The organism is Halalkalibacterium halodurans (assembly GCF_004376175.1).
Lineage (GTDB): Bacteria > Bacillota > Bacilli > Bacillales > Bacillaceae_D > Halalkalibacterium > Halalkalibacterium halodurans.
Genome location: NZ_SNUY01000026.1, coordinates 1 through 22,084, shown reverse-complemented (window position 1 = coordinate 22,084; position 22,084 = coordinate 1). Strand labels below are relative to the sequence as shown.

Sequence of the window (22,084 nt, the reverse complement as noted above, 5' to 3'; positions counted from 1 at the left end):
AAATCAAAAGACCCATTACTTATATCATAAAAGGAGTGTAAATGTTGCCCTTATTTACTCGACAATCTAAACCAAGCAAGCGAGAATCTTATTTTTCACACCAGTTCGAACAAGCTGCTGTTAAGTTTGAGCTCCCTGCTGAATCCGAGCTTTCTGCACAGCTCCGTATGATCCACTTAACGCTGGATGATTTAAAACGAATGAAAGCATTACAACCTCTCGTTGAAGAAAACATGGAGGTTCTCGCTGATGCTTTTTATTCAAATATTATAAAGCAACCAAACCTAAACGAAATTATTGAAACTCACAGCTCTGTTGAACGGCTAAAAGAGACACTAAAACAGCATATCCTTGAAATGTTTAACGGAGAAATTGATCAAGCGTTTTTACAAAAGCGCTTACAGATTGCTCAAGCCCATGTCCGTATCGGGTTACAAACGAAGTGGTACGTGTCGGCTTTTCAACAACTAACCGATTCGTTGATTCAACTTCTTGAGCAGCACCTCCAATCACCTTCTGATATTGTCTTGGCCACCCGCTCATTGATAAAGCTCCTTAATCTTGAACAACAGCTCGTGCTGGAGGCGTATGAAAACGAGAATAAGCGGATTGAGGCTGAACATGAGCGTCAAAAAAGAGAATTAATTCAGCATTTAACAGCTGCCGCTCAAGAGTTAGCCGCCATTTCTCAACAAACGAGCGCAGCAAACAAGCAGCTCGTCCATCGCTCAGAAACAGTGGTCGCTTCCGCCAATGAAGGGACTGATTTAGCAATCAAGGCTGAGACACTTTCATTGAATGGTAAAGCACAAATTACGACACAGAGCTCGAACATGGATGCGATTTTACAAAGTGTTAAACATATTCAGACGATCTCGACTGATCTCAATGACCGATCCATTGAAATTACAGAATTTGTTGACGTGGTGAAAGGCATTGCCGACCAAACGAATTTACTAGCGTTAAATGCGACAATTGAAGCATCGAGAGCAGGAGAAAAAGGTAAAGGCTTCGCTGTTGTGGCCAACGAAGTGCGAAAGCTTGCCGATCAAACAAAAGATTCAACAAACACTGTGTCTCAATTAATCGAAAAAACAACAGAGCAGATCGCATCCGTTGTCGATTCAATCGGTACCATTTATCAACTCGTATCAGAGGGCTCAAAAGGGATGGATTCGACGGCTGGAACCTTCCATTCTATTACTGAGGCGATGAATGAGGTCAAAACAAAAAATGAGCAGATGAAAACAGACTTACAGCAACTTCTTTCCGTCACAAAAGAGTTGGATGAATCGTCGCTGCAAGTTTCTCAATCTGCTAATCAGCTCAATCGCTTAACGACTGAGGTAGAAAGTGGTGGATGATGCGTCCACCCTTTTTTATTGAACGAGCATTTTGACATATCGCCCTTCAAGGCCATTGCCACGGACGCCTCCGTATCGGTTGTTATAGCCTTGCTGTACTAAAATTTTTAACAAAGTGGTTCTTCTGCTCGACTCAAACTCAATTTCTGTAAAATCTAATTCTAGGGCAAGGCTTTCTAAATGAGAGATAAGCTCTCTAACTTGTAGTTGATACCTTGACCAATCAACGTATTGATATTGCTGAATACGTACGGTTAAACAATGCTCTGAGCGTGCTTTAAAGATCAAAGAAAGAGACTCATTGATATCAAAGGTGATGCAGCTTGCTTCCTCTACGACCCGTTGCGGCTTTTGTCCAATGAATTGTGGAAATGGTTGCAATACTTCTTTTGTTAGCTTCATCATTTAACGTTCACCCCTTCTATTCATCTTGTACTCTTCCTAGCGTCATCATATCAAAGACTGTATTTCTCTGCTTTTTGCATTATGCTTAAAAACAGCGGAAAAAAAGCCCTCTTCCCCTCCATTTCTTGTCATTCACCGAGCATACATAAACATATTTATCATTTCTGAACAAAATCTTTACAAGTCATTTCCTTCCTCCTAATCCAATCGGTAAAATCCGTTGAAACGTACAACCCCTTGTCCTACAATAAGAAAAAATACTAGAGAAGAGGGACATGTGATGGAGAACGCCACTTTAATTCTACCAAGCCTTGCGTATCAAAACGCCTATCTCGACATGCTTAAAGAATGGGGAAATTCAGGAGAAACGCCTATTCCTTTTACCTTAAGATTAAATCCTATCCCGTTTGAGCATTTACTGAAGACGCTTAAGGATTATCAACACGGAGTTAACCTTCCAGCGAATCGAGTCGCCAACACAACCTATAGGCTAGTTCATGAACAGAAGCGCTTAATTGGAGCAATTAATATTCGCCACACACTTAATGACTGGCTACACCATCGCGGCGGACATATCGGCTATGGAATCCGCCCAAGCGAACGTGGCAAAGGTTACGCGACTTTGATGTTAAAGCTCGGACTCGAAAAAGCCGCTGCACTTGGCTTGGAAAAAGTTCTCATTACATGTGATAAAGAAAATCTTCCATCGGCTCGGACCATTCAAAGGAACGTCGGTGTTCTCGACTCAGAGGTAGTAGATGAGCGGGGGATTGCGATCCAGCGTTATTGGATAAAGCTAACCTAATCTATGTGTGTTTAACGTGAAAAAGCAACCGGGGGATTGGCATGTCCCAGTTGCTTTTTTGTACTTTATAATTCATCGAAACCGTTATCGGCCGATACTTTTGCATATTGGCGTGATTTTTGTTCGAAGAAATCACTCTTCCCGCTATTAACATCCTCATAGGCACGGATCCATTTCATCGGATTGTGCTTAATTTCAGGATAAGGTTTCTCCATGCCTAGCTGTACGGCTCGCTTATTCGCAATAAACGAAATGTAAGTCTCCATATCCTCTGGATTGATTCCTGGAATTTTGTCTCCGATAATGTAGCGGAACCAGTCTTTCTCAAGGTCAGCTGCTTTCATTAACGTTGTTTTTACGAATGTTTTGGTTTCTTCCGTATTCAATTCAGGAAATTCAACGAGCAACTCTTTAAAAATGTTCGTAAATAAGTAGACGTGTAGTTGCTCATCCCGATTAATGTAGTTGATCATCGTTGACGTGGATACCATCTTTTGATTTCGGGCTAAGTTGTAGAAAAACGCAAAGCCCGAATAAAAGTTAAGTCCCTCTAAAATAACATCGTACACAATTGATTCGAGAAACGTTTTCGGTGTTGGATTGTCCACAAACTTCTCGTATCCATCTATGATGAATTCATTGCGTTCCTTCAATACGTCGTCATGCTTCCAATATTCAAAGATCTCATCTTGCGTCGCTTTCGGTACTAAGCTGGACAAGACATATGAGTAACTTTGGTTATGGACGACCTCTTGGAAGGAGAGAACGCTCATCAGGGCGGCAAGACTGGAATCTGTTAAATATTCTGCTGCTCGCATTGAATAGTCGGTCTGTACGCTATCTAAAAACGCGAGCAACCCAATGATTTTTTTGAACGCCTCTTGTTCCGTTTCCGTAAGAGTAGGAAACTGCTTGGCATCATGGCTCATATTGATTTCAAATGGTGTCCAAAAGTTGGCGAGCATATTTTTATAGAGAGGGTACGCCCACGAGAAGCGGACGTCATCCCAGTTTAACACGTTTGAGCTCTTACCGTTTAAAATGCCTGTTGATGCATTGGATGCGGTTGTATCATAAATTTTTCGTTTCTGTAACTGCTCCATTTTAAAAATCCTCCTTAGCTTGCGCAGCTTTCACAATCTTCTATCTCCATTGAAGTGGAACGTAGGTAGTACGTAGTCTTCAATCCTTCTTTCCAAGCAAGTAAGTGGAGCTCCAGCAGTTCTTTCGCACGAATCGTATTGGACACATAGAGGTTAAACGAAATTGATTGATCGACATGTCGCTGACGGGCTCCATTTTGGCGAATGCTCCATGTTTGGTCAATATGGTACGCAGATTTATAATACCATGTCGTCTCTGGCGAAAGGTCTGGCGCCGTCACTGGAATGCGATAGTTTTTCTTTTCTTCCACATACGTCTTTTGAAAGATCGGGTCAATGGAGGCCGTCGTTCCGCCAATTAACGCTGTCGTCGCATTTGGAGCAACTGCAAGTAAGTATCCGTTACGCAGTCCTTTTTCTTTTACTTGTTCTGCAAGCTCTGTCCACTTGTCAGTTGTATACTGACGCCGCTCAAAATACTCACCGGTCTCCCAGTCTGATCCGGCAAACATCGGGTACGCTCCCTTTTCCTCTGCCAATTTCATGCTTGCTTGAATGGTTAAATAGTTAATCGTTTCGTATAGTTCATCTGCATAGCGAATCGCTTCCTCCGATTCCCACGCAATTCCTTTTTTTGCAAGAAGGTGGTGCCAGCCGTACGTCCCAAGGCCGATCGCACGGTATTTTTGGTTCGTTTGCTCCGCTTGCTTCACCTCGATACGGTTCACATCAATCACGTTATCGAGCATCCGTACTTGAATTGGTATGAGCCTTTCAAGCACATCGTCTTCGACTACACGAGCAAGAGACAAGGAACTTAAATTACACACGACATAATCGCCTGGTTGCTTCGTAATTAAAATTTTTCCGTCTTCTGTTTTTTCCTCTACAACTGTCGTAGGACTCATATTTTGAATGATTTCCGTGCAAAGGTTCGAACCATAGACCATGCCTTCATGCTTGTTCGGATTCATGCGATTTGCTTCATCGCGGTAATACATGAATGGGCTTCCTGTTTCAAGCTGGGAAATCATAATTCGTTTCATGATTTCGATCGCTGGTACTTCTGTTCGGCTTAAATCTGGGTTGTTTACACACGCTTCATAACGCTCGCGGAACGTCCCGCTCCCCTTTTGCTCGTCATAGCTGTCCTCAAGAGAAAAGCCCATTTTCTGACGGATTTCGTGTGGATCAAACAAATACCAATGGTCTCTAGCTTCCACTGCCTCCATAAATAAATCTGGAAGGCTAACGGCCGTGAACAAATCGTGTGTTCGCTGACGCTCGTCTCCGTTATTCAGTTTCGCATCAAGGAAAGAAAAGATGTCTTTATGCCAAATGTCTAGGTAAACGGCAATGGCTCCTTGTCGTTGACCTAGTTGATCAACGCTCACCGCCACATTGTTTAACTGTTTCATCCATGGCAAAACACCCGATGACACATTTTGATAATTTTTAATCGACGATCCTTTGGCACGAATTTTTCCTAGGTAAATCCCAAGCCCACCACCACTTTTACTGACGGTCGCAGCATCAGTACAACTATCAAAAATGCCTCGCAAACTATCATCCACTGTATCAATGAAACAACTGGAAAGTTGCCCTACCGCTTTTCCTGCGTTAGCAAATGTCGGTGTCGCCACTGTCATATAGAGGTTTGAGAGAGCCCAATAGGCTTCCTTCACTAACGAAAGGCGCTGGCTATTTACTTCTTTTTTCATGAGAGACATAGCAATGACCATAAAGCGTTCCTGTGGTAATTCCATCAACGTCCGATCATATAGTCGGGCAAGGTATCTGTCCGCTAATGTTTTTAAGCCAATGTATGTAAACAGCTCGTCCTTTTCTTGATTCAAATGCTCTCCGAGTTCATTGATCTCCTCTTTTGTATAACGATTGAGCAGATCCTTTTCATAAATTCCTTTGTCTACAAGTACTTCAATTAGTTCGTAAAACTGTGTATATGGTTTCACCAGCCCTCGTTGCTCTTTGACGCTGTTGTACAGCTCTTCCAAATAAATACGTGCAGTAATAAACGTCCACTCCGGCTGTTCGGCGGAGATTTCATCCATCGCCTTCATTCGCATCGATTCAAGCGAAGCCCCTTGAGAAAGAACATCCTCTACCTCTAGTTGCGGAAACCTTTCTTTCAGTCGCTCTTGCCAGTGGAGCTCCTTGTTAATCGTCATCGTCATCTTATTTCCTCCCTATCAATCCAAATAAAAAACCTTCCTTCGAGAGAAAGGCTTGAAACGACAGTACAATACACAAGCGTGTCCCCCTCCCTTTCAGTCGGAATACACGCACTGCCTTATACTTGCCGCCTCACATGCTCAACCCCCGAAGATGCGAAACTTGTGGAAGTAAGGCAGGTCTCCTGACTCGTGCTTTACCTACTTAGAAGCCTTCCCATACATTTCTCAAGAAGTAGAGGATGTACAGTGGCAAATCGTTCCGTTCGTAGCACTCACAGTTGCGGGGACAGCTCCGGATTTGCACCAGATTCCCTTTTAAGCCGCTTCGGGCACCTTACCGTCCATAAACACTAGATATTGTAATGTTTAATTGCTTTTGACTCTATATATTGTATGGTAAAGAACATACATCGGAAATGCAAGGAAAATTTTCTAACCGATTTATGAACAAATTGGAACCTGAGACGAACCCTTTGCTAGGTCTGGTTTACAGTTAATATCATTAATTTGGTTTCGCAGATTAGTGATTTGCTGAACGCTTATTACCCATGCATAGATTTGTATAATTAATCATTTATGATCCGTAAATTTCCCACCCTAACTTGATCACTTCTTCTAGATAGGATACTATCTCTGCTACCTCTCGGCCATCTGTTTCTACTTGAAAGCTATTCTTTTGATAGGTCGGTTGCCGCTTCGTAAAGAGCTGTTCCATTTCTTCTACTTTTTTGTCTTGTAGAACGGGGCGATTGTCTATTAATACATTTAACCGTTCCTTCCATAAGGACCAAGACAAATCTAAATAAATGACGATGCAATGGTCGAGACACGCAGTGCGAATCGCATCTTGCATGTAGGCGCCGCCGCCTAACGAGATCACTTTAAGTGATGTATTCGTACAATAATCAATTGTCATTTCCCGTTCAATTTTACGGAACGCTTCTTCACCCTTCAAGCGAAAAATATCGGAAATCTTCATTTTCCATGTTTTTTCAATTTCCTGATCGACGTCAATAAAATCACGAAATAACCGCTTAGCCAGCTGTTCCCCAACGGATGTTTTCCCTACCCCCATAAAACCAATCAACACAATGTTCCGCTCTCTAACCGATGGAATTCGCTTCATGTATCTTTCCCTCTTTCTCTTACCCACTTCGTTTGAAGAATGACGATGGCTTTTTATAATAAAACTCTCCACTTCGGATCACTTGCTGATCTTGTTCAGGATAAACATAGCTATCCTCTGGTGTCGTTTTGATCTTTTCAGGTGGTGCTTCTATGACATCCTGAGCCTGCTTCATTTGCTCTCGTTTAAAGAGAGCGATAATTTCCTGTAAAGCTTCCCGCTCAATCAGCTTAACTTCAGCGGCCGACGCTAGACGCCTGCACGGATCCGAGATCGTTTCCGTTGACGTAATGACGATTGCCTTTTCCGCTTGATAGTAAACTTTAGCGGTAAAAACTTCTTGGATCGCCTTCACTCCGAGAGCATCAGATAGACATTTCGCCTGAACGACCGTGCGTGCTCCAGATGAATCGTTAAATAATAAATCAGCTCCGAAGTCTCTGCTCTTTTTTGTCTGGTATGTCTCATTATAGCCGAGTCCCGCTAAAAGAACGAACAAATAATCTTCAAATTCATGCCCGTCCATTCGATCAATGTCACGGATCGTGATCTTTGCCACATCGTACCGCTTCTTTTCTTTTAGTCGATAAACCACCCAGCCAACCAAAAGCACAACTGTGATGACAACGATTATTCCAATTTGCCATGTGAATTCCATCATTAATTTCCCTTCCATTCGCTTTCCTTTCTATGTTAAAGGGATTAGAGAAAAGAAGCAAACAGATGTTGTCTGTGTCTAATGGCCTCTAGTCAAAGGACATAGCGCGTCCCTAGTTTTGTGAATCGATAACAAAGACTGTGTATTAGCCCAACCACATTGAATGGGAAGTGCATACGGTGTAGTAAGCTCATAGAAAGGTGGTGCTTGTATGTACGGGTACGGACCTGTTGCTGGTGCAGGCTTTGACTGCGGTTTTGGTTATGGACCTGTAGCTGGCTATCATGGCGGGAAAGGATTTGCGTTAATCGTTGTCCTTTTCATCTTGTTGATCATTGTAGGTTGCTCTTGGTTCAAATAAGATCTCTCGACAAAGAACGCTCAGGGTGCTTTCTTCCCTGAGCGTTTTACATAGCTATTAGCTATTGTCTAAAACAAACTTGCGAATCGCTTGGGCCACCCCATCCTCATCGTTTGTTCCAGTCACCCAATCGGCGGCTTCCTTGACGATCTCTTGGGCGTTTCCCATCGCGACTCCACAGCCCGCCTCTTCAATCATCGCTAAATCATTTAAACTATCTCCCATTGCAAGCACATTTGCCATCGTAAGCCCTAGTCGTTCACACACTGTGGCTAGAGCTTTTGCTTTGCTAACGCCCATAGCGTTAATCTCTAGATTCGTAGGGCTTGAGTTTGTCACTTCTAGCTCGGAATGAGCCTGTAATTCCTTTTCGATCTGCTCTCTTATTTCCTGATTTGGAACATCATAACCAAATTTAAGCCATTCATGCTCATGAATGTTTTCAGGAAATTCTCCCCGCCACACCTTTTCGGTTGAAACAGCCCAAAAGGTTGTATTGTGTTGCTCTTTTAGTTTCCACATCGTTTCAATATGTTGCCCGTGAAGCATTTGCCGTTCAATCAATTCTCCTGACGTATGCCAAATTTCACTGCCATTTACGGTAATATGGTACGAGTCAAGGGCCAGTGATTCCATGTATTCCTTGGATGTCATGAAGCTTCGTCCTGTACTCAAAATCACATGTACTCCATGATTACGAGCTTCTTCAATGGCTCGCCGATTTCCCTCTGAAATTTGATGATTGCTTGAAAGTAACGTTCCATCCATATCCAATGCAATAATTTTGTATGGGCCTCCCACATCGTTCTCCCCCAATTCCCTTTGTTTCTTTCATCTTAGCGAAAATACACAGGACGCTTCAAGGGAGAGTCTGCATGTTTACAAAACCATTACACAGAAGATGTGTCGGAAAGCAAATCTTCTCGAAGTGGAGTAAATACATCAAGGATAATCGATGGCGCCAACGCCTTCGCTCCATGAACAGCATGAGGTGGGATGGTGAGCACTTCTCCTTCTTGTATGCGCTTCACCTTTCCTTTAATTGTAAACTCCATATCCCCTTTTAAACAGTATGTCAGTTGTTCATGAGGGTGAGAATGACTCGCCCCCTCTGCCCCTTCCTCAAAGACGACTTTCATTATCATAAGTTTTTCACCTGGTTTATACAGCTTGCGCTTGATCCCTGGCTCTGGATACTCCCAAAGTTCAAAATCCATTATTTATTCACCCCTTCTTATTCCTTGTACCTTTTACTGTCCAAAATACAGTCTATAACCGTTTCTCTTTCGGTAGTGGATGCACGAGCATGTTAGGCCTCCTTTGATTTGATCAGCGAGTAAAAGGGTACTCCAGCCATCTTTGCAAAAGGAAACGGGCGCTTCGCCAGCTGATAACACAATCGATGAATGAGCACCGCTTGGGTTGTTGCATTCATGTCTCCTTCCATTAATCCAGCACCAAGGATGACCGGCTGTGGCAACTCCGAGTATTTCTCCTCTTTTTTCACTTGCCCTACATTGGGAGCTGGCAGTGAACCTGAAATTTCCCGAGAAAATCCCCCATCCTTTTGCTTTAATCGTTTTAGCTGTAGGCCGATCGCCTCGAGTACTATCGTCACGTCGGGCAGCTCTATCTCTCGCTCCATTGCAGCTAGCAAATTGATAGAATTTCGCACATAACACATGTCTTTAGCGGGCTTTTCGGTAAGTGTTTTCATAACGCTTTGATAAATCGCTCCCTCATTAGGAAGCTGCCTTTGAAACTGTTGGTAGAAGGTGAATAGCTTAAACGTACCAGAAATTTTTACATAGTCATTCCCTTGGCCCCATAGACCTGTTACTGGATCTTGTATGCTAGCAAAATAGGAGAATGCTTCGTGTAAGTACATTGGTCGCTTCTCCTCTGTTAATTGTTTAATGTACACGCCCGAGACACAGAGCCGATCACAGCCACGCCAACTATTGCTTAAACTCACCGAGCGGAGCCACTCGCCATAAGCTTCTGGGGTTTTCATATAGCTTGGCAACGCCCCTGCTGTGTTTGGTAATCGATGCAGAGGCTTTCCCCCTAACTTCTTCAAAGCACCCAAACTGTAGCTTAGAGCTCTTGCAACCATCACATCATCTTCTGCCATCATTGGATTGTCATCGAGAAAATAACCCGTGTCTTGTTGCTTCATCTGAAAAAAACCAATTAGTTGCTGCCTTACATCATCAGGCATTCCGCTTAAAAGATCGTACCTTTCTAAAATGTTTAACGCCTGGGCTGTCGATTCGATATCAGGGATCTTTACATTCACATGCTCTGAACTTTGAGCATAGAAAAATCCCCCAGAGGAGGAATCATACCTTTGTGCTAACCAATAAATAACCGATTCCATGAGCTCCTCAATTTCGATTAAAGCCCAAACGACCCGTGATTCATATGATGCCATCGCTCTCCCCCCAATGGTCAGTATGGCTTCATGTTACCCTTTGTTTCTTCATAACTGAACAATCATTGCATCTGACTCTACAAGTAAACGACAACAACTGAAGAAATGATTATATTTCAAAGAAACTAAGACTCACCGCTCCTTGATCGTGCGCGGTGAGTACATGACTATTTAAGAGCGTCCGGACAAAATTAATTTCTGCTTGGTTGATAGCGATTTTTACAGAAGAACTAGCGTAGAAAAAAATTAAATTAGGCTAAGAGCGGAGAGTGAGTTTACATTTTTTTGAAATTATATTAAAAAAGGGCAGACTATCCCCTTGAGGTTGTATGGATGGATAATTTCCATATATTGGTTTTAAGTGGATTCTCTATTATGCCGATAATTTCGTCCAGCCTCGATATAGTTGCCCAGTTCCTTGAACAGACATATAAGCCAAGGCATGTGCAGTGATCATACATCGATCGACATGAGCTTCGACTGCCAAGCGACCTCTTTTATGTACTCTTCGCATACTAAGTCCGTCTTTGGCAATTCCAATAACACGCTCTATCGCAGTTCGTTCTGCGTATTTCTTTTTGAACGATTGGAGGTGTTGTGGGAACTCCGTATCAATTTGTGGTGTCATCGATTGATGGATACGAAGCGTTCTACCAGTTTTCGCGCCATTACAGCATTGAATATGCTGTTCATTCGAACAGGAAAGTCCTTCTTGCTTGTATTTTGGATCAAAGACTGGGCAAGTCCAAACATAGTGTTCTTTTGCTTCATCCAACCCTTTCAATTGTAACTTATGGCCACTAATACAATGAGGAACACCATACCTATCCAGCTTGGTCATGCCACAAGATTCAAGTGCTTTATCTTGAATTTTACGTGGATTTATGGGAGCCAATAGCTTTGCTTTAAGAATGGATTTTGTGTGTTGTTGATTGTCCGCTGATTGATAAATCCCATCTGCGCTCACGTATTGCACTGTTTTTAGGAACTCTTCAGGAAGATCTTCCGTTACCTTTTCCAAAGTGGGTTCTAGTGTTTTTGCATCATGTTCGTCTCCTTTAAACACACTTCTGGACAAAGGAAGTTCAGACTCTACACCACAGACCAAGGAGATTTTATGTGCAATGTACGTGACGGTATTGCTTTTTCTCATCACGCCTACGTTATCATCCGTAGGAATCTTTGGGCAATGACATGGCTCAGAATGGCTACATTTCTTCATTTTATGGACAGTGGCTTCCGCATCTACATGGGTGGTATCTACAGCGAGTTGTTCTTCTTTTCCTACGATACCGTGAAAAAGATTGTAGCTCACCATAAGTTGCCGAGCTTTCTCCCAAAGTCCGTTTTCAATCATGATCTGATCAAAACGTTCAAATGTTTTCAAGGATGGTCGTGTATCAAAACCACAGACCATCCGGAAGTCAGAGTTCCCAATAACTTGAAGGTGTACACTGGAAACCATTACTTCCACATAGAGGAGTGGAGCCAAGAGGAAAGCTTTTAATAAAGCATAAAAGTTCACTCCTTTTCGTCCTTTGGCAGATCTCGTAGGCAATGTGCTCAAGTCCTGTGGAATATCTGGAAATAATTCTGTTGAAGATGGGGCTGCATCCGTTGAAGTTCGTTTTTTAAAATGATATTCAAACCGTGCTTGGAGAAATTCTTGTTCAATGGGAGAGAACACCTCCTCCCAAGGAAACTCCAACCCTAATTTAACATAAGGAAGGTGACGTAAAGAAGAAAATGAATCTTCTGTAAATGAAAAAGAAGGTTGAAGATAGATTACATTTGAATAAGATTTTGGTATGATAGAGGTAGTCATAATGAACTCCTTTCGTGATAGTTGCTAGATACTTCTATTCTACCAAAGGAGCACCATTATGGCTTTTCTTTTTGCCTGAATGATCAAAGTTTCCGTTTTCCATAAAAATCCTGTAAATAACTAGAATGACGATATGGTGAAATGGCTGATTATGGCCAAAAATCGCTAAAATTGAGGTTTGACAAAACATAAAGAACTTGATCACGTAAAAAGGTATGGGAACACATCTATAGTAGCAAATTGAATGGAATCAGTAATATCAAGGGTTACAGAAATTTGTCCTGTGGCTCTAACGAAAATGTGCGTCGTGCCAACAAATGATTCACCGGTTTGAAGCATGCCTGTCACTTGTATTTCTACTTTATGTCCACGCTCCAGTACACGCGCTAAATCGGATCGCTGGAACTTTAACATCATTCGATTACCGGTTTGCATCGTACGAACCGGAGTCACCTCCCCATTTAAAATTAGAGAGGAAACGTCAATATCTTTTGCCTTATAAGGACCTGGTAAAGCTAACGTCACAAGTGCCACCCCTTTCCCACGACCGGTAGCTAGCAGGAAAATCGGCGGTGAAAACGAAACGTTTGCCTCAATGATCTCTTTCTCTTCATCTTCTTCGCTTGGAGGAATGAAGGACAGGAAGTCGCCCCAAATAATGTTACCTGCATCGTCCCGTTCATATGGAATGGTGGGCTCTAAGCTTTTAAAATTCGCATCCGTTAAACGAACCCCGTTCTTATTTTCCGAATATTGGCCATTAAACAAGAAGTTACGGTCTGATGCCAGTTCTTCCGGGTAACGATCTCGTGCACTGGCATCGTGCTGGTACGAAATAAATCCGTCTATTGTGAAGTCTGGCTGAATGTTAGGATAAGTAGTAAAGTCTAAGTTTCCTCCTCCATTGTTGAAGGCGATGTTTTGCTCTGCGATTACACCTGGGTTGCTGTTGCTCGTAAATCCGTAGGCTCCGTTTCCGAAAGCCATGCTACCTCGGATAATATGTGGCACACGGATGCCTTCACCGCCTAATTTAAAGCCATTTTTATCCCCTGCTCCGACCGTTCCATCGGTGAGAAAGCCGTTATTATAGGCGATGCTATCTTCAATCAAGACTGGTCCTATTGCCCCCGTCCCTACTTTCGTATAAAGATCCCAACCGTCATCAATATTGTTGTGGGCAATACATCCTCTAAATACATTCCCAACTCCTACTGTCAGCTTTGCGGCAAAGCCGTCGGCGTTGTTTTCAGATGGGTCGCGGTTGTCAAACGACGTGCTATTTAAAATTAAATTATAGGACGGCCAGTCCGCAATATGTTCTGAACCATCGGTACGACTTATTTGCAGACCCGTATCCCCATTTTCATAAAAACGGCTATTTTCCACAATGTTGTGGCTACCACCGACGGTAAACCCTTTTGTGTTCCCAGCAGAACGGGTAAAATCAAGTCCCTTAATGTGCCAATAGTTGCCGCTTAAAATGACCCCTTCCGACCGCCTATCAAAATCTATAATCGGACGAGTGCCTGGCTCAGCCACCAGCGCTTTCATCGCATCAGGAGTCCCATCATTGTACTTGTTTATCTCAAGCTTCGAATCTCGTACATAATGACCATCCAGGACAACAATTGTTTGCCCTTCCATAATAAAATCAATCGCCGTATCAAGATCTAGCGGCGCTCCTCTTGTCCCATCCCCATCACTCGTACCATCAGGAGAAACATAAAGGTCCCCTTCTTCATTAAACGTCTTCATCGTCACCGTAAAGTTTCTCACGATCCGATCATAGGACGTCAGGAGCTGTGTATCGTCTGGAATAAAGGAAAGGCTAAAATTTGTCTTTTGATGGCTTGCCACCGTTGTAGGAACGGTCATCATTTCTCCTTTTTCGACGTTAAGGTTTTCTTCAATTGTTTGATTCCCTTTCTTAATCGTAAGGGAACCGCCCACATTTGCGCGGACGATTAGTTCATAATCCGTCTTTGAAACACGAGACAAAGAAAGAATATCCAATTCAGGTGCGGTTGGTTCCTCTGGTGGCTCTTGTTTTGGAAAATCTGTTGCGGCAGCAGTCACCTCCAGCTCAATATTGCTCACTTCAATCGTTGCTAGTCGTGCTGTATAAAAGCCTATATACATCTTCGAATCTTGAACATTCACGATGTCCGGTGTAAAAAATAGTTCTTCTTTCCCGTCATTTAATGCACCTATAAAGCCACTGTTCGTTTTCTTTAAAGTTAACCTGTATGAAGCCTCTGGATGAGTGGTTTCAGGTCTCGGCTTTTCTTGATCGAGCATTTTTTTTTGAATCCCTTTGCTTCCTTCACCGTCACTGGCTAACACACCGGTTCGAACAAAGAGCTGTGTCCCATTTGCTTCCCGCGTCCCCCCACTATAGCCACCGACAGCCGCGATGTTGGAGGCAAACACACTGGCATCATTCGCAGGTCCGATTGCATCCCGCGCCATCACCCCAAACGACTCTTGTCCATCATGGGGATTTTTAGCATACTCTTTCACCCTTACATCGGCAGATAACGTAAAATTGTCTTCTACCGCATCAAGCTCCGTGTAATAGAACGTGATCCCATCGTGATCCCCAGTAACCTTTCCGCCTCCTTCTAAGGCGATTAGTTCAACCGTCCCATCTCCGAAGTCATTCACAACATTTCGAGCATTGGACGTGGATTGTCCAAATCGAATCGACTTCCACTCATACTCGATCTCTTCCCGCACAGTGACCGGTAGAATGATCGATGCAACCTCTTGTCTAAGCGGATGGATAAACAGATCGTAAACCCCTGTTTGTTGCTGATTGTAAGCAGAAACATCCACCTCATATTCGTCTTCAGACACTTTCTCCACATCTCCATTATCAAACAGGTACCCTATTTCTAGACCTTCTAAAGCTAACGCCTCTCCGACCGTATAGGTCGTTTTTGGGTAACGAACAATCGTGAGCTCCTGTATCTCTCGTTCTTTTACCTCTACCGTAAACGACGCACTTACGCCTTTATACGTAATCGTCACCTTTTGCATGCCGCTGGTAGAAGAGTCTATTTTTGATACGTCATACTCACCTCTCAGCAATCGAACGCGCGATTGATCACTGTAATGGGCGTATACGATCGCCCCGTCCATCTTTAATTCCTCACCAATAAAATAAAGCTGCTTTTCCGGAGGGGTGTAAAGTTCTAAGTGAGTGACAGCCGCATCCCGTACCTCGACAGCGAACGAGGTGCTCATGGCACGGTCTTCCTTCAGCGTTACGTCGACGGCCAGCTCCCCCGGCCGTGAAAACGTAAACGACTCATCGATCACTTCCCCGTCCAACGATAAAAAATAGTCATCCTCAGGCACCTCTTGTCTCTCTCCTGTCGCTAAAGTAGCGATCACGACAAGCCCCTCTCTATCAAAATGATCGCCCAAATAATACGTCGTCTTCGCAGGGTAGTATAAAATCGCTAGGTCTTCCACTGCAGTCTGGTGTACTTTAAGCTCAATGGTTTCGGTAGCCCCTAAGTAATGGATCGTTAATGTCCTTGCCCCCGGCTCTGCACTCGAAAAGCCTGTCCAAAAATAATCATCAGGAGACAAAGTCTGTTCCTCTCCCGTCATAAAACGAGCGGTCACGAGTAGCCCAGTCGGATCGAACGGTTCCCCCACAAAATAATCTTTTTTCATGTCTTGATCGTCGACAATCAATTGTTCTACGACGCGATTATCGATGACGAGAGAAAAGTCGCGAAACGTCACTTCTGCGTCGCGAGCCACATAAAAGCCTGCAAATAAAGTCTCATCAAAGTTCCCTTCCGTCAAAACGACCTCAGACTCCTCGTTTGCCGTTAAAAGATACGCATCCCCCGACTTGGTAATCGAAAGCTCGTACGTTTCGCCTGAGATAGGGGGTCGACTAGACGAGAAAGGCGTTAATTTTGTTTGTACACCTTGTTCCTTATAGAAACCCTTCATAACCGTATCTAGCGCTCCGTTTGCCACATAGTTGGCCGTTTGCACTGCACTGTCCCCATCTTCTCCCACTGCATCGCGTACCATTAACCCGAACGATTTTTGGTTCGGCGTGCTAACCGACTGATTGCTATTAAAATGTTGAACATCAACCGAGGCATGAAGGGTAAAGTTTACGTCATGTGGAAGCTCCTGATACATAAAAGACAGACCTTCATCCCCGCTTGCGATCTTTCCTCCGGTCGCTGTCATTGTGACCGAACCATCCTCGTGAATGACAGGTGGAGGATTCCGTTCCTCACTTGTATTACCGCCAAAAGCACGAAACGACCAACCTGCTTCCAACTCTTCCTGATTTGCACTGACACCTAGCCTAGGGAAGTGAGAAAAAACAATGAGAAAGACCAATGTGACGATACTGATTTTTTTCAGGTATATGCTCAAGAAAAGCTCCTCCTCTCCCTTAATGGAAAGCGCTTACATAATCCGTTTTAACAAACGAGCAGCAGGAAGCTGCCCGTTGTACCTGTCTTTACGTTTGCTGCTCCACCTTCACTGATGTGACGTGATCATTCCGGCCAACGAATCGCCAAAAATTACGTGAGAATAGATCTGCTACATCGCGCTTAATCTCTTCTTCGGTTACCTCCCAGCCGGCTTGCAAAATGTCATCGTATTTGTCAATAAGCACCTCGGCTATGATCGATTTTGAGTGATGCCATTTGTAAATGAGCTGCTCCAACACACGAGCGTCAGAATGTTGCGGAATAAAGCTAGTGCCGAGCATCTCCATCCGCATTCTCGTCATCTCATTAATGATTTCAGGGTTATTCATAAACCACCAGCAGCCGAAAATCATCAAGTTGGAGAACTTTCGGGCAAGGACGACGAGCTCATGTTGATTTTCGCGCGATAGCATCGTGACTAAAAACTTATTGTTTGGGTATTCACGGAGCAAGTGCTCCACTCCATCCATTGACGCTTTGCCGACAAAATCGCCAGCATCCCCTAGCGCCGGATGAACTCGCTTCTTCACCCCGATCATCATCGCAAATGGGATGTTGTGCTTTTCGGCAACCGGTAACAAACAATCACGAATGATTCTCCCACGGTTCGACTCTTCTGGAAAGGAGAACGTCGGTGGAAGGGAAACAGCCATATAAACAGGGTCCATTCGCTCAATCCAGTCGGTTAAAAATCGCTTGACTTCTTGAATCGACCCTTCGTTCCATTCATCGTTCACCTTGTAGCCCCAATCGCGCAAACGATGCTTTGTTTGTTCATACTCATTTAATAACGGATCGAGTCGCAACGCTGCATGAAACCGAGAATCCGGCTGTTTCCCTTCCAGCCAGCTTATGCGCTCATTGTCATCAAACGGGTCATTAGTCATGACAACATCGGAAACGTTCGCCAACTGCAACACCGTATCTACTTGTTCTTCGCTCGTTTTTTTCGCAAAATACTCGCGATAGACTTGCAAATCACGTGTCGCTGGATCGAGCCCTAAGCCTTGCAAACACGTTAACACTCCGCGACACGCTTCACTGACAGGAGAACGTTTAATGAACAGCTCCTCCCAGATAAGATCTGCTTGTTCCCGTTTCGACATGGCCCAAAATGCCTCAATCGAAACATCGGTCCAACGCATCACCTCGGCTACGAGATAGTGGTACGTAAGCAACTCGTCTATATCCCAAAGCAAAATCTCCCTGAAGTTGGGTGAAAAAAGGTGTGTGTGCATATCCGTTACCGGTTGATTGTTGACAGCGTTCTTCACTTTTTCCGCTAACACTTCCCTACTGTTTATGGACATGGTTATTCCCTCCTATTTGATTAAGAACTCCACTGATCGCTTGACGCATCCCTTTTTCAACGATTATTTGTAAACTCTCTGCTACCTTGTCAACAACCTTTCGTTCCATTGATAGATCTACGCCCCAAAGTTCTCTTTTGCTTAATAAGTCTTCACATAACTGAGCAAGAGAAAGTTTACCGGTATTCACCTGTTGCCATCCCACTTTGAACGCTTCAATCACTTCTAGATCATCACGAATAAGATAAGAGTCTTCCCTACGTCTTCCGATTAAAAACGGTCCATCTTCCTCAACGCCACGGTAATAGTTTATGAGAGCTGCAAGGGAGAACAGCAGATAAGTCGGAGCTTCTCCTGTCTGCGCTACATAATCGTTGAATGTTGGCATGAGCCTCGTTCGAAACTTGTTCACCGCATTTAAACCGATATCGGTTAGTCGGTGTTGCAAAAATGGATTTTCGAATCGCTCAAGCACCGTTTCGGCAAAGGCGGTCACTTCTTGCTCCGGTGCGTCCACACACGGGATGATCTCTTCAAACAAGCCTTTGCGAATAAACGAGCACAACTGCTCATCTGCCATTGCTTCTCCTACCGTGTCCACACCTGAAAGATACGATAAGGCAAACATAAACGTATGAGTCCCATTCAACACGCGTACCTTCATGTTGCGATGCTTCTCCAGATGGTTCCATCTCACATGTAAGCCTGCTTCGTTAAAGGGAAGTAGCTTGCGGACACGCTCCGACCCCTCGATTATGAAGAGGTGATACGGTTCTGCGACAGTAAGAAGGATGTCTTCGTAGCCTAACCTTTCGAAACATTCATCTGCAGTGTCACTCGGAAATCCTGGGACGATTCGATCGACGAGCGTATGGCAAAACTCGTTTTCTCGCTCGAGCCAAGTAAAAAACTCTTGCGGAAAATTCCACGCTTTTGCATAGCGGCAAACGAGCTCCTTCAAGACTTTCCCATTTTGTTCAACAAGCTCACACGGAATAATCACGAGGCCCGACCCTTCACCCCACCCTAATGTTTCGTAGCGGTGCCATAAGCATGCAGCAAGCTTCCCTGGGAATGAAAGGGGTGCCTTTTCTTTGTCATAACCTTCTTCTAAATACGTCAGCCCAGCCTCGGTCGTATTCGAGAAAACAACCGAAAGGTCTGGTGATGCGGCGACTTCAAGAACGTCCTGCCAATTTGTATATGGATTGATTCCCCTGGAAATCGACGTGATCACCTCATGATGATCGACCGTCTCTCCGTCCGCAATTCCTCTAAGCCAAACCGTATAGAGACTATCCTGTGCCAGTAGCTTCGGTACGACTTTTCCGTGAGGCGTTGGTTGGATCGCCACAACCCGGCCGTTAAAAACGTTTTGCTTATTCATTTGCTGGATCATCCAGTCGATAAATCCACGTAAAAAGTTTCCCTCGCCAAATTGAAGCACACGCTCCGGCAATTGGGAGCTTTTATAACGAATCATATTACGGCTAGTCACAAGCCCATGTGATAACTTTTCCATCGTTTCACCCCTTCATCCATCATCGTATTGTCAAAACTTTATATAAAAATAGGCTATTAAATCCTATGTTAGAGGGCTTTATAAGCAAAAAAATTGCCACTCCCTGATTTCTGTAGATAATTGAGGTTACCACACATGTATTTTGCAATAGAAAAGTGCAGAGAAATGCAATGAAAAATGCAGAGGTTTGCCACCCATTTAATTCCTTTTCGACAATGCGTGGGACAGTCTATAGCTCTCGCCATGAAAAGAGATGATATGGGCGTGATGAATTAGCCTGTCCACTAACGCTGCTGTTAAACGAGAATCTGTAAAGATCCGGTTCCATTGACTAAATTCTAAGTTAGATGTAATAATGACGCTTTTCTGTTCATAAAACTCCGATATAATTTGGAATAATAATTCAGCTCCTTCTTTACTAAATGGTAAGTATCCCATTTCATCTAAAATGACCAAATCAACCTTCTCCATCCGTTTTCTAAATGCTGATAAACGGTTGTTACGTAAAGCTTGCTCTAATTCCTCAACTAGGTGGGCAACACGGTAAAAACGAACCTCATAACCTAGTTCACAAGCTTTTCTCCCTAGTCCTGTGGCTAAATGAGTCTTCCCTGTCCCGGGTGAACCAACTAAAACTACATTTTCTCGATTCTCAATAAATTGTAGGCTACACAAATCCTCTTTGGTTAAGTGAGGAGGGAACCGAAGTTGTTCGGTCCACTCGTAATCATGTAAACTCTTTTTATCTAAGAACTTCGCCTTTTTTATCAAGCGGATTGCTCTCGCTTTTTCTCTTAATCTTATTTCCTCCTTAAGTAGCCCATACAAGAATTGTTCCGGAGTTTCAAACGGTATTTGCTCGTATACATCCGCAACATAAGCTAACCTCAATGACTTACACAATTCTTTAATGTCCTGTTTCAATTGACAGCCTCCTCTCTAGGAGCTAATGAATCGTATTTACTCCAGTCCACTTCATAAGGATTATTATCACTAGGTAGCTTATCCTGTGCAATTAATTCATAGAACTCTTCATTAATCTTCTTCATGTCATGAGAAACTAATAAACTAGCTAGAGCTTCTAATCGTTTTCGTCGAATAATTAAATTATCTACCAACAAAAATTCTTTAATTCTTCCCGGTAAATACTTATGATAGCGCGAATATTCTACAACCCTTGGTTTATGAATCCATGTTTTAATTATTGAAAGCCATGGTAATGCTTTTCGCTTTTTCATATATGGCCGATAGTCATCCAATAATATCTCCCCATTAGGTGAAACAATCTTTAATTGATCCCATGTTAATATCATTTGTAATTGACTATAGTTGCCACCCTTAGGGACATGAACCAACGTCTGGTCCACTTTCACTTCATTATATTTGTTTACTTTAACAAGATGCTCTTTAAATACAGGATAGGGCTTTTCTGGTAAGGCTAGAAGATAATCCCGCTCTTCCTGCCATAAGTCCTCAATACGTACGTTTTTGGCATAATGAATTCTATTTCTGTCCGCCTCTAATTTATGAAATAATTGATCCGTTAAACCCTCATAGCTGTCCATTATTGGAGCTGAAGTAAAAAAGTTATAGCGTATATATCCAACTTTATTCTCAACATTTCCTTTTTCATGGCCACTTCTTGGATTGCATACCTGCACATCAAAGCCATAATAATTCTGAAATTGAACAAATTCATCAGTTAATTGTGCTTCTTCATTTTTTGTCCTTTTTTTCTTCACAGCGGGGGTCAAATTATCGATTCTTATCCTTTTAGGTACTCCCCCAACCTGTTTAAAAAGAATATTGAGGCCATGTAAGAAGCATTCTTGATTTTCAGCTGGTAACGGTACTGCAAATCCAGCATTACTATGAGGAAACGTCATAACTAAAGCATGAATATCCACAATTTCTCCATCTTGTACAGCTTCCATTACTCCAAAGTCTACTTGAGCTTCACCCGGAGGATGTTCTAATCTTTCATACCCTTTATCCTTTTCTTCTTGGTGAGTATTCATCCATTCAGAGATAAAGTAACAAACAGTACGATAAGAACCTTGGAAACCCATTTCCTTTAGTTCTTCAAATATTTGTTTCTTTGTTCTTCTTAATTTTTTCCTTAACTTTAAATCCTCAAAAAGCCAATCTGAAACAATTTCTCCCCACTTTTCCTCATACATCATCCCTTTCTTTTTAAATGATTTCTGTTTAGGGAGTTGATCTTCATCCGCATACTTCTTAGCTGTTCGCCAATTAATTCCCATTGTTCTTTGTATTTCTGAAATAGATAAACCTTTGTTATTTCTTAAATGTTTGATACAATTAATATCAGACATTGCTAGCATCCTTTCTTACCTCCACTACCAATTGCTTGACACAATTACTGTAGTGGGACTTGGGGTGACTGGCAAGTCTTTTTTTGTTTACGCACAAAAATTTAGTGCAGGACTCTGCATTTTTCCTTTGCAAAGCTCTGCACTTTTATTTTGCCATACACA

At 43.1% G+C, this 22,084-nt stretch carries 17 protein-coding genes and 1 riboswitch; of the genes, 3 read left to right on the top strand and 14 right to left on the bottom strand.

The annotated features are described in order from the left end of the window. Positions 1-44 precede the first annotated feature (44 nt). Complete coding sequence (locus E2L07_RS10130) at positions 45-1,364, top strand: globin-coupled sensor protein (RefSeq protein ID WP_166740056.1); 1,320 nt, start codon at positions 45-47, stop codon at positions 1,362-1,364. A 15-nt stretch (positions 1,365-1,379) separates the two neighbouring features. Here the strand turns inward: E2L07_RS10130 and E2L07_RS10125 are convergent, their stop codons facing one another. Further along, entirely contained in the window at positions 1,380-1,769 is a 390-nt protein-coding gene (locus E2L07_RS10125; protein WP_134229512.1) for a hypothetical protein, read from the bottom strand. Positions 1,770-2,049: 280 nt separating this feature from the next. Between E2L07_RS10125 and E2L07_RS10120 the strand changes: the two genes are divergently transcribed. Beyond that, complete coding sequence (locus tag E2L07_RS10120; RefSeq protein WP_134229511.1) at positions 2,050-2,574, top strand: GNAT family N-acetyltransferase; 525 nt, start codon at positions 2,050-2,052, stop codon at positions 2,572-2,574. A 65-nt stretch (positions 2,575-2,639) separates the two neighbouring features. Here E2L07_RS10120 and E2L07_RS10115 read toward each other — a convergent pair whose 3' ends face one another. The 4 genes from E2L07_RS10115 to E2L07_RS10100 all read right to left on the bottom strand — a co-directional run bounded on the left by E2L07_RS10115 (position 2,640) and on the right by E2L07_RS10100 (position 7,659). Continuing rightward, complete coding sequence (locus E2L07_RS10115; RefSeq protein WP_010896680.1) at positions 2,640-3,677, bottom strand: ribonucleotide-diphosphate reductase subunit beta; 1,038 nt, start codon at positions 3,675-3,677, stop codon at positions 2,640-2,642. A gap of 14 nt (positions 3,678-3,691) precedes the next feature. Next, a complete protein-coding gene (locus E2L07_RS10110; RefSeq protein WP_243854941.1) occupies positions 3,692-5,866 on the bottom strand; it encodes a ribonucleoside-diphosphate reductase subunit alpha in 2,175 nt (724 codons plus the stop codon). 161 nt (positions 5,867-6,027) lie between these two features. After that, positions 6,028-6,224: riboswitch (cobalamin riboswitch) on the bottom strand. 222 nt (positions 6,225-6,446) lie between these two features. Continuing rightward, positions 6,447-6,998, bottom strand: coding sequence for a shikimate kinase (locus E2L07_RS10105; protein ID WP_053432210.1), 552 nt, complete (start codon positions 6,996-6,998; stop codon positions 6,447-6,449). Between the two features lie 19 nt (positions 6,999-7,017). Further along, positions 7,018-7,659: a restriction endonuclease gene (locus E2L07_RS10100; RefSeq protein WP_134229509.1), complete on the bottom strand. Its 642-nt coding sequence runs from the start codon at positions 7,657-7,659 to the stop codon at positions 7,018-7,020. Between the two features lie 208 nt (positions 7,660-7,867). On the opposite strand from E2L07_RS10100, the gene E2L07_RS10095 reads away from it, so the two are divergent. Continuing rightward, a complete protein-coding gene (locus E2L07_RS10095; RefSeq protein ID WP_010896676.1) occupies positions 7,868-8,017 on the top strand; it encodes a YjcZ family sporulation protein in 150 nt (49 codons plus the stop codon). A gap of 57 nt (positions 8,018-8,074) precedes the next feature. Here the strand turns inward: E2L07_RS10095 and E2L07_RS10090 are convergent, their stop codons facing one another. The 9 genes from E2L07_RS10090 to istA all read right to left on the bottom strand — a co-directional run bounded on the left by E2L07_RS10090 (position 8,075) and on the right by istA (position 21,931). After that, positions 8,075-8,818 carry a Cof-type HAD-IIB family hydrolase gene (locus E2L07_RS10090; protein WP_010896675.1) on the bottom strand — a complete coding sequence of 248 codons (744 nt, stop codon included), beginning with the start codon at positions 8,816-8,818 and terminating at the stop codon, positions 8,075-8,077. A gap of 89 nt (positions 8,819-8,907) precedes the next feature. Further along, positions 8,908-9,234, bottom strand: coding sequence for a cupin domain-containing protein (locus tag E2L07_RS10085; RefSeq protein ID WP_010896674.1), 327 nt, complete (start codon positions 9,232-9,234; stop codon positions 8,908-8,910). A 92-nt stretch (positions 9,235-9,326) separates the two neighbouring features. Further along, positions 9,327-10,451, bottom strand: a complete 1,125-nt coding sequence (locus E2L07_RS10080) for a prenyltransferase/squalene oxidase repeat-containing protein (RefSeq protein ID WP_134229508.1) — start codon at positions 10,449-10,451, stop codon at positions 9,327-9,329. A 373-nt stretch (positions 10,452-10,824) separates the two neighbouring features. Next, positions 10,825-12,138: a transposase gene (locus E2L07_RS10075; RefSeq protein WP_243854939.1), complete on the bottom strand. Its 1,314-nt coding sequence runs from the start codon at positions 12,136-12,138 to the stop codon at positions 10,825-10,827. Between the two features lie 339 nt (positions 12,139-12,477). Continuing rightward, positions 12,478-16,692 carry a bacterial Ig-like domain-containing protein gene (locus E2L07_RS10070; protein WP_243854940.1) on the bottom strand — a complete coding sequence of 1,405 codons (4,215 nt, stop codon included), beginning with the start codon at positions 16,690-16,692 and terminating at the stop codon, positions 12,478-12,480. Positions 16,693-16,780: 88 nt separating this feature from the next. Then, positions 16,781-18,064 (bottom strand): glucuronate isomerase, encoded by a 1,284-nt coding sequence (locus E2L07_RS10065; RefSeq protein WP_134229507.1) that lies wholly within the window; start codon positions 18,062-18,064, stop codon positions 16,781-16,783. Continuing rightward, positions 18,048-19,586 (bottom strand): tagaturonate reductase, encoded by a 1,539-nt coding sequence (locus E2L07_RS10060; RefSeq protein WP_134229506.1) that lies wholly within the window; start codon positions 19,584-19,586, stop codon positions 18,048-18,050. The genes E2L07_RS10065 and E2L07_RS10060 overlap by 17 nt, the downstream gene beginning before the upstream one ends. 198 nt (positions 19,587-19,784) lie before the next feature. Beyond that, complete coding sequence (gene istB / locus E2L07_RS10055; protein WP_134229505.1) at positions 19,785-20,510, bottom strand: IS21-like element helper ATPase IstB; 726 nt, start codon at positions 20,508-20,510, stop codon at positions 19,785-19,787. Further along, on the bottom strand, positions 20,507-21,931 hold the full coding sequence (gene istA / locus E2L07_RS10050) for an IS21 family transposase (protein WP_134229504.1): 1,425 nt from the start codon (positions 21,929-21,931) through the stop codon (positions 20,507-20,509). The genes istB and istA overlap by 4 nt, the downstream gene beginning before the upstream one ends. Positions 21,932-22,084 lie beyond the last annotated feature (153 nt).

Excerpts from the sequence above, each read along its gene's own strand:
- E2L07_RS10095 (WP_010896676.1), top strand. The coding sequence starts at position 7,868 with ATGTACGGGTACGGACCTGTTGCTGGTGCAGGCTTTGACTGCGGTTTT.
- E2L07_RS10125 (WP_134229512.1), bottom strand. The coding sequence starts at position 1,769 with ATGATGAAGCTAACAAAAGAAGTATTGCAACCATTTCCACAATTCATT.
- E2L07_RS10080 (WP_134229508.1), bottom strand. The coding sequence starts at position 10,451 with ATGGCATCATATGAATCACGGGTCGTTTGGGCTTTAATCGAAATTGAG.
- E2L07_RS10085 (WP_010896674.1), bottom strand. The coding sequence starts at position 9,234 with ATGGATTTTGAACTTTGGGAGTATCCAGAGCCAGGGATCAAGCGCAAG.
- istA (WP_134229504.1), bottom strand. The coding sequence starts at position 21,931 with ATGCTAGCAATGTCTGATATTAATTGTATCAAACATTTAAGAAATAAC.
- E2L07_RS10105 (WP_053432210.1), bottom strand. The coding sequence starts at position 6,998 with ATGAAGCGAATTCCATCGGTTAGAGAGCGGAACATTGTGTTGATTGGT.
- E2L07_RS10110 (WP_243854941.1), bottom strand. The coding sequence starts at position 5,866 with ATGACGATTAACAAGGAGCTCCACTGGCAAGAGCGACTGAAAGAAAGG.
- E2L07_RS10065 (WP_134229507.1), bottom strand. The coding sequence starts at position 18,064 with ATGTCCATAAACAGTAGGGAAGTGTTAGCGGAAAAAGTGAAGAACGCT.
- E2L07_RS10120 (WP_134229511.1), top strand. The coding sequence starts at position 2,050 with ATGGAGAACGCCACTTTAATTCTACCAAGCCTTGCGTATCAAAACGCC.
- E2L07_RS10115 (WP_010896680.1), bottom strand. The coding sequence starts at position 3,677 with ATGGAGCAGTTACAGAAACGAAAAATTTATGATACAACCGCATCCAAT.
- E2L07_RS10060 (WP_134229506.1), bottom strand. The coding sequence starts at position 19,586 with ATGGAAAAGTTATCACATGGGCTTGTGACTAGCCGTAATATGATTCGT.
- E2L07_RS10100 (WP_134229509.1), bottom strand. The coding sequence starts at position 7,659 with ATGATGGAATTCACATGGCAAATTGGAATAATCGTTGTCATCACAGTT.